The sequence below is a fragment of the Cyclobacterium sp. 10D3-21 genome, from assembly GCF_055809755.1.
In genome coordinates, this window is record NZ_CM147924.1 from 6,703,098 (window position 1) to 6,718,946 (window position 15,849).

A 15,849-nucleotide genomic window follows, 5' to 3' on the forward strand; every position below is an offset into this window, starting at 1 on the left:
TTGGCGGTATTGTTGCCCTTTTTTCTGCAACAATGCTGACAAAATCTCAACGGAAGCTCTTTTTTAAAACGCGCCTATCCTCGTATTAGAATTCCTCCCCAGCCCTTGATCGCTTAACATTACATTATTTGCCTATTTTAAATTCGAAACTTTACGAATACAAAACTCCGGAGGAGTGAAACTTTTGTAGAAAGGGATGCCAACCCCTGGTAGAATAAAACAACAAGCACATCCCGATTTTGGCGGTATTGTTGCCTTTTTTTTCTGCAACAATGCTGACAAAATCTCAACGGAAGCTCTTTTTTAAAACGCGCCTATCCTCGTATTAGAATTCCTCCCCAGCCCTTGATAACTTAACATTACTTTATATGTCAAAATCAAATCCGAAACTTCACGAATACAAAACTCCGGAGGAGTGAAACTTTTGTAGAAAGGGGTGCCAACCCCTGGTAAAATAAAACAACAAGCACATCCCGATTTTGGCGGTATTGTTGCCCTTTTTTCTGCAACAATGCTGACAAAATCTCAACGGAAGCTCTTTTTTAAAACGCGCCTATCCTCGTATTAGAATTCCTCCCCAGCCCTTATAGTTTATCATTACTTTATATGCCTATTTTAAATTCGAAACTTCACGAATACAAAACTCCGGAGGAGTGATACTTTTGTAGAAAGGGGTGCCAACCCCTGGTAAAATAAAACAACAAGCACATCCCGATTTTGGCGGTATTGTTGCTTTTTTTTCCGCAACAATGCTGACAAAATCTCTATCAAAGTTCGCAATCAATTGAGCATTTTCACCACTTCGAAATCCACTTATAGCGAGAGACTGCCGCGCCCATTCCCACCTCAATCGCCCACCCAAAAGGGCTCGCAGTGACGAGCAGAGATGGACGAAAATTTAATCATACCAAATTCCCCAGCCCTGACAGGGCGAAATAGCATAGCCAAGGGTGTCAGCCCTTGGTAATAAAATAAGGTAAACACTATGATTTTGGCGGTATTGTTGCCTCTTTTCTGCAACAATGCTGACAAAATCTCAACGGAAGCTCTTTTTTAAAATGCGCCTATCCTCGTATTAGAAATCCTCCCCAGCCCTTGATCGCTTAACATTACATTATTTGCCTATTTTAAATTCGAAACTTTACGAATACAAAACTCCGGAGGAGTGAAACTTTTGTAGAAAGGGGTGGCAACCCCTGGTAAAATAAAACAACAAGCACATCCCGATTTTGGCGGTATTGTTGCCCTTTTTTCTGCAACAATGCTGACAAAATCACGATCGCTATCCTTATTCAATATTATTATTAGTTTCAAAACCCTTTAAATTAGAAGGCGTAACCATACATTGATATCCTAACTGACTGATACCCCCAATTCGCCATGCGCAGAATCGTCCCCAATATTTATTCCAATGACCTGGAGAAAAGCAAAGACTTTTACATTGATTTTTTAGGCATGGAATTGGCCATGGACATGGGCTGGGTGCTGACCTTTGTCTCCAAAGAAAACCCTACGGCACAAATCTCAATCTTCCAAAACAAGCACAATGCCCCTCTGGATAATTCCGCTATATTTTTATCCATAGAAGTTTCAAACATTGACACTTATTATAAAAAAGCCAGGCAACAAAAAATAGCCATTGAATACCCGATTTCTAATGAAGATTGGGGCGTGAGGCGCTTTTTTATTAAAGACCCAAATGGGGTGACCATTAATTTATTAAGCCATCTGGAATGATCATTTATCCGCCATTCTAAGGTACAGAAGGCATTCTAAACCAACTTTTTGAACTATCTTTATCATTTCATATTGCTCAAATAAGAGAATTTCCTATTTTCAAACTCCATTATCACAATTTAAACCCTAAAATGAAAAAGCGTTTATTTTTATTGCCCATAATCATTGCCCTACTTGTACCCTTCTCTGTAAAAGCCCAAATAGACACGGACAAAACAGGGGCCTGGTACATGTATTTTTTCAATTCAACATTTAATGAAAGTCAATGGGGCTTTCAAGGAGATATCCAATACCGCAACTGGAACAAGGGAGGAGACCTTGAACAATTGTTGTTGCGCGGAGGCTTAACCTTTAAACCCAAGAAAACGGACATCAAATTCACCCTTGGTCTTGCCAATATTACCTCAGGGGCTTATGGAGATGACAATAGCACTTCCTCCGAGACCAGAATTTATCAAGAAGCCCTTTTCCCTTCTCAATTTGGCAACCGCTTTTATGCCACCCATAGATTTCGCTATGAGCAACGATTTGTTGAAAATCAGGATTTCAGAACCCGCTTCAGGTACAATTTATTTTTAAATATCCCATTGAATAAAGCGGCCATGAAAAAAAACACCATCTACCTGGCCCTTTACAATGAAATATTTATCAATGGACAACGTGATATAGGTAACGGGAATTCGATCGAAATTTTTGACCGCAACAGGTTTTATGCTGCCCTGGGATACATGGTCAATAAAGACCTAAAAATCCAACTTGGTGGTATGCGACAATCCACCGATAGCTGGAGCAAAAACCAGCTCCAGTTTAGTTTACATCATGACATTTAATCTAAGAAGCGCCAGTGCTGTTTGATATGGCTATTGGGGTGGTTTTTAGTAAAAAGTTTTTCTTGTGAAAGCAATTCCGGGGATGGAATGGCTCTATAATGCGCTAATAAATTCGAACCTAATAATATATTTTCGATTTGGTAATAGCTTATTGTTCCCGTTAAAATTCCCAGCCCCCTTTTAGAAAAGGGGGATTTCGTTTTTTTCAGGACTAACGAGTGCAAATCTGATTTTGCATTTCTTCAGTCCACATCAATTCCACCAAAAGAGCATAAAATTCATTTTGCCACAAATCCCCTTCTAGCAAAGGGGCGTAGTTCCGGTTCCGGCAGAGTCGGGAAGGATTTTTCGTAAACACATCCTAAAACCGAACCCAGGTGAATAATAGGAAATAAGCCGGAACCTACCGGCTTATTTCGCATCTTTGAATTGAAGTTATCAATTGCTTACAACCTCAATATAGGCACCATATTCCTGTTCATTTCCTTCTTCGTCGGCAACAGTAAACATTACATGGTATTCTCCCGGAGTAACATTGGCAGGCACATCTATATGCTCATGAAATTCAACCTCCGACAATTCATGGTACCCTTCCTCAAACACTTTGTCAAATTCCCATGCTATTTCTCCTGCAGCAGGATTCAGTCCGTGGGAATGGATATCAACGGTAATGGAATGAATGCCATGGGCAGCCCCGATTAAAAATTCAACATGAAAATCTTCTCCCCTTTGTACATCGGCATCCATTTCGAAGCCACTAATATGAACCAAAGACCTTAACTCCAAGTGTCCTTCGATCTCCGAAGTATTCCCTGCAATATCTGTGACTTCCAATACCACGTGGTATTCTCCAACAGGTGCGGTGGCCGGAATATCAATATGCTCATGAAACTCGAAGCTAGTGCTAAGGTATTGTTCACTGGTGTAGGTTTGTGAAAAATCCCATGCTGTTTCTTCTTCCTCAACTTCCAGGTCATGCCCATGTATACTTACCTTAATGGAGGACACATTGGCTGAGGCTAAGATAGTAGCTTCCATGTGCAAATCCGCTCCTCTATAGGCTACAGGCTCTGTAGCATGTGCACTTCCCTCACCCATTTCAAAAGTGATGATTTCCGGAGAATCAAAAATCAGCTCTTCGTCTTCCTCGCAAGAAAACAAAGCCAAAGCAAAAAGTGAAATAATAAACGTTAGTCTAATTCTGTTCATTTTCAATAAGTTTTAATTGGTTAATTAATGCAACTTTGTTGCGCAAACATAATGCAATAGTATTGCATTAACAAGGATAAATCTCATTTTGAAACGAAAAAATTATTATAACCTTAAACTCACATGCAACATTGTTTCATTATCAATAAGTTATATATTTGCAACAATATTGCAAATTAGAAACTGGTGTATTTATCCTAGATAGGGTATTTAGCGCACTATTTTTTCTTCGCAGAATTATTATTGAACCAATTTATTTAAAACCATGAAAAGCAAATTCAACCATTTCATCATTACCGTAATTTCCATCTTAGCCCTGGTTTCATGCCAGGAAGAAGCTGAGCCTGTTCTTCCTTCACCCACAATAGAAAATGTAGAAATTGGGCTGAACAACAATGAAATCGGGGTAATAGGTAGTGATTTTCATTTGAATGCAGACATCCTGGCCGGAGAATTAATCGAACAAGTACAGGTAAAGATTGCCCCACAAGATGACAAAACCTATGAAGGTTTTTGGGACTTTGAATTAACTTGGGAGGAATACAAGGGGACAAAAAATGCCAATGTACACAAACACTTCGATATTCCTGAAGATGCTGTAGAAGGCATTTATGATTTCCTTATCATCGTCACTGATCAAAATGGTACAAGCACTGAAGAAAAGCGAAGTGTCACCATTTATTCGCCAGGGAACTTGCCACTTAACCCTTAATACCAAGCCTCCTTTTAGCAATTTAGGGGATTTTTAGCAGAGCATACTTTTGCCCCTTGACCTTTTTTCCCGATCATATTATTTTTAAATCACTAAGTGAAGCCAGGTTTCTAATCCTTAGATGGTTCAATAACAAGACCTTTGTCTTATCCCTGAATTTTTATACAAATAAAAATAATTGGGATCTACCGAGGGATTTTAGCTGGAACGACGTCTAAGCTTACAAACAAACGATTATGGTAAATTATAAATTTTTTGCTTTGCTCTTTACCGCTTTTGCAATTGCTTCATCGTGTAGCAAAAAGAAACAGGAAATTCTAATCACAGATGAGATAGTAGTCGATGTGGACGCTTCCCTCTTCTTAGAAGGTACAACCGTTTCCATTGTTCCATGTACACTTTCAAATGGTTCTGAAACCGAATGTTACCAAATCGTAACCACTAGTACTGCTTCAGATCACCAAATGGGTCCCTGGTGCCCACGTAATATTTCTGATGGTGAAGAAGCAGGCGGCATTTGGCTGGAAAATGGACAGGTTTATGATGTTGATGGTGCTTTTATCGAGAATCTGGCCTCTTTTTATGATGATGATACTTGGATGATGTATGATGCCAATGGAGACATATTCGTCACAAGTACTAAAGAAGACTGTATGAATGCGGCGAACCCAAATGTGGGCGTTGAATACCAGAATTTTTGTGTGGAATGCCTGCCTTCTTATATCTCAGACCTTTCTCAGACCTGGTTAATTCCCATTACCCCAGTGAGGCTTACCAGTCCAAATAATTTCGCCATGGGGCCTAGAGGAGGTCGTGGGCCTAATGTTAGGGGAATCGCCTTTAACGGAATAGAATTCTCTGGTGCCGCCCCAACGGATGCCATACTATCTGCCTATACCCTCGCTCCTTTTGACGATGCAGGAGGACATATCAATGTACATCAGGGCTATCATTACCATGTAGCAACAGGCATAAGCACCGAAATCATCCAAAGCGATGGACATGCACCTTTCATAGGTTATGCCATGGACGGTCATGGAATCTATACCCAACTCAATGAGGATGGCAATGAACCTACAGATTTGGACCGATGCCGTGGGCATTACGATGAAACCAGGGGCTATCACTACCATGTAGATGCTGCTGGCGAAAACAATTTCATCAATTGCCTTTCAGGTGCATATGTAGATTAATGGAAGTTTAGCACTCCGAATTCCCCAGCCCCAACAGAGCGAAATACCATAGCCAGGTGTGTCAGCCCTTGGTAAATAGATAAGAAGTACATCCCGATTTTGACGGTATTGTTGCCCTTTTTTCTGCAACAATACTGAAAAAATCACAACCTAAGTTAACAATCAATTGAAACGTTGTCACCATTTCGAAATCCACGTATTACGAGGGACTGCCGCACCCTTTCCCACCTGAATCGCCCACCCAAAAGGGCTCGCAGTGACGAGCAGAGAGGTGCGAGAATTTATTCGCATCAAATTCCCCAGCCCTGACAGGGCGAAATAGCATAGCCAAGGGTGTCAGCCCTTGGTAATAACATAAGGAAAACACTATGATTTTGGCGGTATTGTTGCTTTTTTTTCTGCAACAATGCTGACAAAATCTCACCGGAAGCGCCATTCAAAACGTGATTTTCGAGGTACTAGAATTCTCCCCCAGCCCTTGGTCGCTTAACATTACTTTTTATGTCAATATCAAATCCGAAACTATACGAATACAAAACTCCGAAGGAGTGAAACTTTTGTAGAAAGGGGTGCCAACCCCTGGAAAAATAAAACAACAAGCACACCCTGATTTTGGCGGTATTGTTGCTTTTTTTTCTGCAACAATGCTGACAAAATCCCGATCGAAGTTCGCAATCAATTGAGACTTTGTCATCATTTCGAAATCCACCTATATCGAGAGACTGCCGCACCCTTTCCCACCTGAATCGCCCACCCAAAAGGGCTCGCAGTGACGAGCAGAGATGGACGAAAATTTAATCATACCAAATTCCCTAGCCCTGACAGGGCGATATAACATAGCCAAGGGTGCCAGCCCTTGGTAATAACATATTGAAAACACTATGATTTTGGCGGTATTGTTGCCTTTTTTTGTGCAACAATGCTGACAAAATCTCACCGGAAGCGCAATTCAAAACGTGATTTTCGAGGTACTAGAATTCTCCCCCAGCCCTTGGTCGCTTAACATTACTTTTTATGTCAATATCAAATCCGAAACTATACGAATACAAAACTCCGAAGGAGTGAAACTTTTGTAGAAAGGGGTGCCAACCCCTGGAAAAATAAAACAACAAGAACAACCTGATTTTGGCTGAATTGTTGCCTTTTTTTGTGCAACAATACTGACAAAAAGAAAGTTAACATTCAATCGATCCCTACTGATCATCCTTTCCAACCAACTCATATACAGCCCTCTAACAAAATCGTGGTTTTGTATTTTAAAGTATAAAGTATTATCTTTGAAATAGATTTTTTAAGCCATTCCACTTTTGGTCCAAAAAGCATAATTGACCAACCCCTTTCAGTGATTTTTTTTCCAAGCCCTATCATTTATTCAGGCTTTCAATAAAATATCGTTAAGCGACCGAGGGGATTCAACGTGGTTTGCGTCTATACTAAGACAAAACTTAAGGTTTTAAACGAAAACATTATGGTAAATTTTAGATTAAGCTTCCTAATCATTGGAGCGTTGGCAATTTTTTCTTCTTGTGACAATGATGAGAATGAACAGGACATTTTGAATTCTGATGGTTTGGTTTTAGATGTTGATATGTCTTTCTTTCTTGATGGAACCACTGTATCCACCATACCATGTACTTTATCTGATGGCACGGTAACGGATTGCTACCAGATAGTAACCACAAGTACCGCTTCTGATCATCAAATGGGGCCATGGTGTCCCAGCAATATTTCCGATGGAGAAGAGGCTGGGGGCATTTGGTTAGAAAGTGGACAAGTATATGATGTTGACGGTGAATTCATTAAAAACCTGGCTTCCTTTTACAATGACGACACCTGGATGATGTATGATGACAATGGGGACATCTACATTACCAGCACGGAAGACGATTGTATCAATGCAGCCAACCCAAATGTAGGTGCTGAATACCAAAATTTCTGTGTGGAATGCCTGCCTTCTTATATTACGGACCTGGCACAGACATGGGTGATACCTGTTACTCCGGTGAAGCAAAGCAGCTCAAGTAGTTTTGCTGTAGGCGGAGGACCAACGGGTGCTTCCGGACCAACGGTCAGAGGAATAGCATTTAATGGAATTGAATTTTCAGGAGCAGCCCCAACAGATGCCATTCTATCTGCCTATACCCTTGCTCCTTTTGACGATGCGGGTGGTCATATCAATGTACATCAGGGCTACCATTATCATGCCGCCACCGGAACCAGTACTGAAATTGCTCAGGAAGACGGCCATGCAGCCATGATTGGTTATGCCATGGATGGGCATAGTATTCATACCCAACTCAATGAGAGTGGTGAAGAGCCCAGCGACCTGGACCAATGCAGAGGTCACTATGATGATACAAGAGGTTACCATTACCATGTAGATGCAGCAGGGAATAACAATTTCATTGACTGCCTTGCGGGTGCTTACGTCAACTAAAACATTAGAAAAAATGATTAAATGGATTGCAAGTTTTATACTATTGACCTGGGCAGGGATTGCCCAAGCGCACCAGCCTGCTATATCTTCTATAATTTTAACAGAACAAGCGCATCAGGGCTGGATACTGCAAGTAAGATCGCCTCTCACAGCTTTTGAATATGTAATTAAACAGCATTATGGTGAGGGAGCTTTTGCTACCCCTGAAGAATTTCAGGAATTGGTTATGGAGTATTTAATGGATAATATTACCATAAATATTAATGGACAAGACAAGTCACTTGCGCTTAAAAATGGTTTCGTAAAACTGGGGCACGACACCAATGTGGTTTTCCAGGCAGAAGGAATACCTGAAACCATTGAGACCATTGTCGTAAAAAATCCAAGTTTTAAGGATATCAATCGAAATCAAAGTATTTTTATGGTTTTGGGAGAAGGCAAGAACAATGTCCAATTTATCCTAAACAACGAGAACCAGCATACAGCCAATCTCAAAGTAGAGGAGGAACAATTTGTAATTCAGGAAGCGAACTTAATTTTTGGCCTTTTACAGGATGAAACAATACAATCCAGTTTCAACTATTGGCTAGTAGGGATTATTTCATTTTTACTATTGGCGTATTATATTAAACGAAAAAAACTGCTGCCGATAAACTAAGATAAGTACAGGATTAAAATCTTTAAAATAAATTATCATAATGAAGCAAATAAAGAATACAATGCCTATTTACTTTATTATTATGGCCCTCACCATGGCTTGTTCCAATGAAATGGAAGAAATGGATTTGGAAGAAACTTCTACAGAGTATGACATCAGCGCCCTATTGACAAAATTTGAAGGGACTGGCCTTTCCTATGAAATACGTGGGGACAATGTGATTTTCACTACCCAGGATCTCCCTAACCACACAAGTCCTTATTGGCCCACAAGCAATCCTTTATACAGTGAGTATAGCGGCAACAATCCAGCTTATAATAAAAACCCGAATACCATTGCCAGCCAAAACATTGTTTTGACCATACCGCTGTATCCCTCTGAGGCAAGCTTTCACCAGTCAACCCCTCTTGGAGCAATTGGCGTTTCCAGAAATGGGGTCGTTTTCTACAATCAATATGCCGGTCCCGACCAGCCATTGACCAATGAAATCGATTCTTTTGATCAATGGGCAGGCCATCCGCAGATGCGTGGCGAATACCATTATCACATTGAACCAACTTACTTGACATCCGAATTTGGTAATGACGCATTTTTAGGGCTTTTGTCCGATGGCTTTCCTGTATATGGGCCAGTTGAAAATGGCCACACCATTACCAATGATGACCTGGATGCTTATCATGGACACTTCTCCATTACTGAAGATTTTCCTGAAGGCATTTACCATTATCATATCAGTAGTGAGGACCCTTATCTTAATGGAAGCGGTTATTTTGGAACTCCGGGAAGCATCACAAAATAATGCCAAAGAATTACCTATATAAGACCACCTTGATCCTCTTATTGGTATTCATTTCATGTGAAAGTACCAAGGGTAATCTTGTTGTGGATGCCGCTGACCCACAGTTGCATTTGAACAATGGCTCACTCTATTATAAGGGAATGCTATTTAAAGGAAGACTAATAAGCACTTATGACAATGGCAACAAGAAATCTGAAGCGCTCTATAATGATGGACGGAAAGATGGAGAGGAAAAACAATGGTATCCGGAAGGAACCATGGAATCCAAAAGAGTTTATTTGAAGGGGCATAAAGTAGGAACTCACCAGGGTTGGTGGCCCAATGGCAATGTTAAATTTGAATACCATTTCAATAATAATGGGCAATACAATGGACCAGTAACAGAATGGTATACCTCAGGACAAAAATTCATGGCTTTTAACTATGTAGATGGGAAAGAGAGTGGAAGCCAACAACTTTGGCAGGAAGACGGCCGGATAAAAGCCAATTACTTCACTAAAAATGGTGAGCGGTATGGACTTATTGGACTAAAGAAATGCAATCCTGTTGAAACAAATGGCCATGATACGAACTAGAATTAACATCCTTTTAGCATTAGCTTTGATAGGTGTTGGCTATTCATGCAAGGAGCAGATAGGCAATAACAAGAAAGCCGCAATTACAGAAGTCACGAAATTGCCCTACTTTAATTCTGCTGACTTTACGCCAGATTGGGACACCAAAGAGCATAGAATCCCCAATTTTTCATTCCTGAATCAAAATGGAGAGCGGATCACCAATGAGAGCTATGCAGGGAAAAATTATGTGGCCAATTTCTTTTTTACCATTTGCCCCGGCATATGTCCAAAGCTCACGAGCAATATGAGCCTTTTGCAGGAAGCCTATAAAGATGATCCTGACTTTATGTTGCTGTCCTATTCAGTGATGCCTTGGAATGACAGTGTGCCTGTATTGAAGAATTATGCCGTTGAAAAAGGAGTAAACGACGCAAAGTGGCATTTGGTCACAGGTCCAAAAGAGGCCATTTATGATATTGCCAGAAACGGCTATTTCGCCGATGAGGATTTTACAAAGACGCAGGATCCTGAAACCTTTATCCATACCGAAAATTTTATCCTCGTAGACAAACAAGGCTATATCAGGGGCGTTTACAACGGAACCCTTGAGTTGGATTTGGAGCGACTAAAACGGCATATTGAAATTTTAAAGGAGGAATCAATGTAAGTCTACTTAGAGAGTTTGGACCATTAAGTTCCCACCAATAAAATTGGGATAAATGAAAAAAATCAACTACTTTAAACTAATGTTATGATAATTCTACCAATTTGCAAACCAAGTTTCAATTTATATGGCTTTTTAGATTTTTATAATTGTGTTTAAACCAAGAAACCATTGATTACGTTTTTGATTTATACAGAAAAATATTAGATTTTGATATGATTGAAGTAAAGAAAAATAAAGACGTCGTAAAAGCGACCAAAGAAGGAAGAATTTACATAGAAAATGAAGACTTTTTCAAACAAGAAAAAGTTCAAAGTCTTATCAGCAGATTAAAAAAGTCTTCCATTTTCAAAGAAATAGAATCCAAAAAAAAGGAATTGAATCCCGAAATTACCTAATTTCAAATGCCTTGGAACCTTTTAATACTGCCTCTATTAGGAGGGTACTACTTATTATCCAGGTTTAATAAATTCAAATTCAAGCAACAAAGGCTAGATCGACAAAGGCTTGTTTTTGATACAATTTTAATAGGAACTTGGTTATTATTTTTTTCATTTATTACCCGCCTAATTGTGCAATGGGCATCCCCTAGTCTAATTCCTTTTATTCACGGATATTTCCCAATAAAAACCCCTTATATTGGAACCACGTTTTTTTCGTTTCTTATAGCTGTGTTGATAACAGAAATTGGAAACTTAACTTTTTGCAGAGATCCTAAAAGACAAATTGAGAAGGCTATCAAAGTAGTCGGAAATGAACTCGAATTATTACTTAGATCCTCATTCAAGGATGCTAAACTTCTGGAATTCACATTGGATACTGATAAGTTTTATATCGCATGGGTAAAAGAATTACCTATTCCTACTGTCAGTAACTACATCAGAGTCATTCCGGTATTTAGCGGATATCGAGATGTACAAAAGAAATTGGTCTTTACAACACATTATCTTGATGTTTATTCTGAATATGTAGAAGAAGTCAAATTCCAGTCACTTTATGAATTGGATGTTGATTTGATCATAACCTTAGACAACCTTGTTACCGTTTCTTACTTTGACATTGAAATGTATGAACGCTTTAATAAACCTAGCGCAGACTCAAAACCCTAAACCTCCTTTTCAATAATTGCCAAATTTACCTTTAAATAAAATTGATTTAGCCGACTGTTTCTCTCTAAGGTTTTAGATTGATGAGAAATTTTCCTGGGTCAATTCATTCTAATTTTACCCGGAAAATGACGTTCAAGTAAAAGTGAAATACAATAGGTAACCAAGGCAATCCTTATGGTCAATTCAAAACATTTTTTTTATGAAATTGACATAAAAAAATCAGTGAAGTTAAATCTTCTACCAGACCAACTGATACAGTGTAAAAATATTAGACACTTGTTGTAACATTATATTACATTTTAAAGCGCACCTTAATACTTTTTAAACATAATGAACTGATCTACAGCTTTTTATGTTTTTGGCACAAATATTAGACATAGTATATTTGGTATAAGCAGAACTTTTAAGGTTATGCCCTCATTGCGCTTATCACGGTTAATATAAATAACAGTATCATGTTCTTTAATTATTTAAAAATAGGACTTAGGGTTTTCTTCAAAAACAGAACCTATTCGCTAATCAATGTTTTTGGATTGGCAGCGGCAATGTCAATATGTATGTTGATTATTATGATGTGGGTGGATCAGAAGTCCTATGATGATTTCCATGATAACAAAGACAGAATATTTAGAATCGTTACCAGCCCTCTTGACAACAACCGTATGCGGGCAACAATACCTTTCCCTACCATTGATGCCTTGAAAAACGAATCTGCCATAGTTGAAGATGCCACCTTCTTGCGAACGGGCTTTGGTGGTGACGCCATTTATACAAATGAAAACAATCAGAAGTCTTATGTGGAAATGAAGGGTTATTTCACAAATCCCTCCTTTTTCAATGTTTTCGATTTTGCCTTGGAGGCCGGAGACAAAAATTCAGCGCTTAGTGAACCTAACTCGATAGTAATAAGTCATGAGGTAAATCAAAAGCTTTTCGACGATGAAAATCCCATAGGTAAAACGGTGCAATTTACCGATCGAGGACTTAATTTCTGGACAGATGAAAGTACGGATCCTGTAGATTGGGGATTATTTACTGTTACGGGTGTTTTCTCTGATCAGCCAAAATCACATTTAAAATTTGACGTGATGGCTTCTTCGTCAACTTTGGAGACCCTTTACAAGGAATCAAAAATAGAAGATATTCGTGACAATTGGAGCATTGATCACAAAACCTATGGTTACGTTATGCTAAAGCCCTCTTTTGGAGAAAAGGAGCTAACAAATACCTTGGGGTCCTTCACTTCAACTTATTTGGAGAAAAGCGAAAACGAATATTTACAAAAGATTAGATACAATTTCCAACCACTTACCAAGATAACCCCGGGAGAGGCCACTGGTAATGGAACGGACACTACCCTTCCACTTTTCGCTTATTATATATTGGGAGGTTTGGCCTTGATTATTTTGTTGGCAAGTTGCCTTAACTATACCAGTCTTTCGGTGGCACGAGCAATTACCCGGTCCAATGAGATCGGAGTACGCAAAGTGAATGGGGCAGCCAAGATTGATCTCATTTATCAATTTGTGAGCGAGGCCTTTATTACCGTCTTCCTTTCATTGCTACTGGCCTTTGTATTTTTAATTTATCTGAAAAATGCATTTCTAGGGCTATGGATGAACCAGTATCTCAATTTTAGTCTGGATTTCAATTTAAAAGTATTTGGTTTCATCCTGGTATTCACCTTGCTTGTAGGGTTTCTAGCGGGTGTGTATCCAGCCATACACATGTCAAAATTCAATTCGGTTAAGGCCTTAAAAGGAATTGGGAATTTAGGCTCAGGAAAGATGGGCTTAAGAAAGATACTTACCGTTTCACAGTTCGCCATTTCCTTATTTTTCATTATCGGAAGTATTCTTGTTTACCGTCAGATGGAATTGTTTACAAAATTCGATTATGGGTTTAAACCGAAAAACATACTCCATATTAATTTGCAGAGCAACGACTATCAACTTTTAAAGAGTGCCTTTCTTGAAGTTCCCGGAGTTGATGATGTTTCTGCCTGTGCCTATGTTCCTGCTGATGGCCGTAATGACAATACAGAAATAAAAAAACTTGATTCAGAAACCAGCAAATCGGCCATAAAACTTAGTGTGGATCGGAATTTTGCGGAGATATTGGGAATTGAATTGTTGGCCGGTGAAAAAATACCAATGGGAAATGACAGTATATCCAATTCCGTTATGGTGAACGAGATGGCAGTCAGAGAACTTGGCTATGCACAGCCTTCTTCAATTATTGGAGAAACATTTGAAATCGGAGGCCATAACAAAACCGTATCAGGTGTTTTCAAGAATTTCAATTTCTTTTTATTATTTACAGGTCGTGAGACAGGTCCAATTGTCTTCCAGTATGATCCCTCGATTTTCAAGTTTGCAACAGTTAAAATCTCCGAAGGAGACCAAGAAAGAACCCTGGCCAATTTAGAAGCTGCCTGGCAAAAAATTGATCCTATTCACCCCTTAAAATATGAATATTACGAAAATCAGCTGGCTGCTAACAATCAAGCGATTTTAGACCTCATTTCTATTATTGGATTTTTGGCCTTTATCGCCATATTGATTGCTTGTCTTGGCCTATTTGGCATGGCGATTTATAGTACCGAAAGACGGACCAAGGAAATCGGAGTTCGCAAAGTACTTGGGGCCGACCTGTTGACATTGAACTACCTGCTTTCCAAAGAGTTTTTAAAAATGATCTTGATCGCCATATTAATCGCTGCCCCGGCAAGTTATTTTTTCAACAAATTTTGGTTGGAATTTATGATCGTCCGAGCTGATTTTGGAATAGGTACTTTGATCCTTGGCTCACTCATCGTAACAGTATTAGCTCTTTTCACAGTGGTGCCCCAAAGCCTAAGAATAGCCAATAAAAATCCTGTGGAGACTTTAAAAGTGGAATAGAATGTTCCCGAAAGTGCTTGATAATTGTAAGATTTGTCATTGCAGGTTTGGGCGAACAATCTGTTGGAAAAATAACCCATAAAAAAACACATATCCTGATCTAGGTCATTTTAGGGAGCTGTATAACTCGATATATTAGTATTGTAAACACCTACAAATCATACTATTATAACTAAACATACAGATCATGAAGAAAATAGCTTTTATACTCGGAATACTGACATTGACGGCATGTTCCTCAACGCGATTTGTGGATAGCTGGAAAAACAAGGAAATAACTTCGTTCAACCCCCAAAAGCTTTTAGTCCTAGGTATGACGAAAAACCTTACGGCCCGGAAAATCTTTGAGGAAAAACTTAAAGAAGAGTTTATAAACCATGGAATCAATGCATATGAAAGTGATGTGGCCATAGATCAATCTTTCACAGCTTCAAAAAGAAGCGAAGAAGAAATAGAAAACATGAAGGAAGAGTTATTGCAAAAGGGTTTTGATGCAGTAGTAATCACTGCAGTTGTTGGGGTCGATGACAAAACAATACGCAGGTCCGGTCATTACACTTTTGGGTACAACAGGTGGTACCGGTTCGGACCCTATTTTTATAGATTTCAGGATATTTATACTACCCCAGACTATTATGAGGACTATAAAGTTTTCCATATTGAGACTTCGATTTATAATATCAAAGATGATGAGGATAAATCTTTGGTTTGGGTCGGTACATTTAGCATCGTTGACCCAGTAAATATTACCTCGACTGTAGATGATTATGTAACACGAATCATTACCCAGTTGGAGCAGGAAGCTTTAATTGAAAAATTATAAATGCATGGAAGATAGGTTTAGCTTTAACCTATCTTCCAATTCTTTTTATGCTCAAAAACCAAAACCATTTTTTTTATACCCACGGTTCCAATTGTATTGTTCTTAATAAGATTGTCTTAAAACTAACACTAAGCTTCGAAGATCGATTATTTTATTAAATTAGCTTAAACTCAGGTTATTAAATACTTTTAAGCTAAAGAACGCCACTGAAAAGAGTA

The 15,849-nt window shown here is 38.9% G+C and carries 14 protein-coding genes; 13 read left to right on the top strand and 1 reads right to left on the bottom strand.

Annotated elements, in window-relative coordinates:
* Positions 1 to 1,380 precede the first annotated feature (1,380 nt).
* A complete protein-coding gene (locus AC0L7T_RS26135) occupies positions 1,381 to 1,737 on the top strand; it encodes a VOC family protein (RefSeq protein WP_473339597.1) in 357 nt (118 codons plus the stop codon).
* 131 nt (positions 1,738 to 1,868) lie between these two features.
* Positions 1,869 to 2,567, top strand: a complete 699-nt coding sequence (locus AC0L7T_RS26140) for a DUF2490 domain-containing protein (protein WP_473339598.1) — start codon at positions 1,869 to 1,871, stop codon at positions 2,565 to 2,567.
* 438 nt (positions 2,568 to 3,005) lie between these two features.
* Here AC0L7T_RS26140 and AC0L7T_RS26145 read toward each other — a convergent pair whose 3' ends face one another.
* A complete protein-coding gene (locus tag AC0L7T_RS26145; RefSeq protein ID WP_473339599.1) occupies positions 3,006 to 3,776 on the bottom strand; it encodes a DUF4625 domain-containing protein in 771 nt (256 codons plus the stop codon).
* Positions 3,777 to 4,041: 265 nt separating this feature from the next.
* Between AC0L7T_RS26145 and AC0L7T_RS26150 the strand changes: the two genes are divergently transcribed.
* From AC0L7T_RS26150 to AC0L7T_RS26200, 11 genes are all read left to right on the top strand, one after another.
* Positions 4,042 to 4,488: a DUF4625 domain-containing protein gene (locus tag AC0L7T_RS26150; RefSeq protein ID WP_473339601.1), complete on the top strand. Its 447-nt coding sequence runs from the start codon at positions 4,042 to 4,044 to the stop codon at positions 4,486 to 4,488.
* Positions 4,489 to 4,724: 236 nt separating this feature from the next.
* Positions 4,725 to 5,681 (top strand): YHYH protein, encoded by a 957-nt coding sequence (locus AC0L7T_RS26155; RefSeq protein WP_473339602.1) that lies wholly within the window; start codon positions 4,725 to 4,727, stop codon positions 5,679 to 5,681.
* 1,468 nt (positions 5,682 to 7,149) lie between these two features.
* Positions 7,150 to 8,118: a YHYH protein gene (locus tag AC0L7T_RS26160; RefSeq protein WP_473339603.1), complete on the top strand. Its 969-nt coding sequence runs from the start codon at positions 7,150 to 7,152 to the stop codon at positions 8,116 to 8,118.
* A 13-nt stretch (positions 8,119 to 8,131) separates the two neighbouring features.
* Positions 8,132 to 8,776 carry a DUF6702 family protein gene (locus tag AC0L7T_RS26165; RefSeq protein WP_473339605.1) on the top strand — a complete coding sequence of 215 codons (645 nt, stop codon included), beginning with the start codon at positions 8,132 to 8,134 and terminating at the stop codon, positions 8,774 to 8,776.
* A 40-nt stretch (positions 8,777 to 8,816) separates the two neighbouring features.
* Complete coding sequence (locus tag AC0L7T_RS26170; protein ID WP_473339607.1) at positions 8,817 to 9,575, top strand: YHYH protein; 759 nt, start codon at positions 8,817 to 8,819, stop codon at positions 9,573 to 9,575.
* Positions 9,575 to 10,150 (top strand): toxin-antitoxin system YwqK family antitoxin, encoded by a 576-nt coding sequence (locus tag AC0L7T_RS26175; protein WP_473339610.1) that lies wholly within the window; start codon positions 9,575 to 9,577, stop codon positions 10,148 to 10,150. Before AC0L7T_RS26170 ends, AC0L7T_RS26175 begins: the two co-directional genes overlap by 1 nt.
* Positions 10,137 to 10,799: an SCO family protein gene (locus tag AC0L7T_RS26180; RefSeq protein ID WP_473339611.1), complete on the top strand. Its 663-nt coding sequence runs from the start codon at positions 10,137 to 10,139 to the stop codon at positions 10,797 to 10,799. Before AC0L7T_RS26175 ends, AC0L7T_RS26180 begins: the two co-directional genes overlap by 14 nt.
* Before the next feature lie 212 nt (positions 10,800 to 11,011).
* Positions 11,012 to 11,194, top strand: coding sequence for a hypothetical protein (locus tag AC0L7T_RS26185; protein ID WP_198249269.1), 183 nt, complete (start codon positions 11,012 to 11,014; stop codon positions 11,192 to 11,194).
* Positions 11,195 to 11,368: 174 nt separating this feature from the next.
* Positions 11,369 to 11,905 carry a hypothetical protein gene (locus tag AC0L7T_RS26190; protein ID WP_473339613.1) on the top strand — a complete coding sequence of 179 codons (537 nt, stop codon included), beginning with the start codon at positions 11,369 to 11,371 and terminating at the stop codon, positions 11,903 to 11,905.
* Positions 11,906 to 12,360: 455 nt separating this feature from the next.
* On the top strand, positions 12,361 to 14,808 hold the full coding sequence (locus AC0L7T_RS26195) for an ABC transporter permease (RefSeq protein ID WP_473339615.1): 2,448 nt from the start codon (positions 12,361 to 12,363) through the stop codon (positions 14,806 to 14,808).
* A 187-nt stretch (positions 14,809 to 14,995) separates the two neighbouring features.
* The gene (locus AC0L7T_RS26200) at positions 14,996 to 15,631 is read left to right on the top strand and encodes a hypothetical protein (protein WP_473339616.1); all 636 of its coding nucleotides are present in this window, start codon (positions 14,996 to 14,998) and stop codon (positions 15,629 to 15,631) included.
* The last annotated feature ends 218 nt before the right edge of the window (positions 15,632 to 15,849 follow it).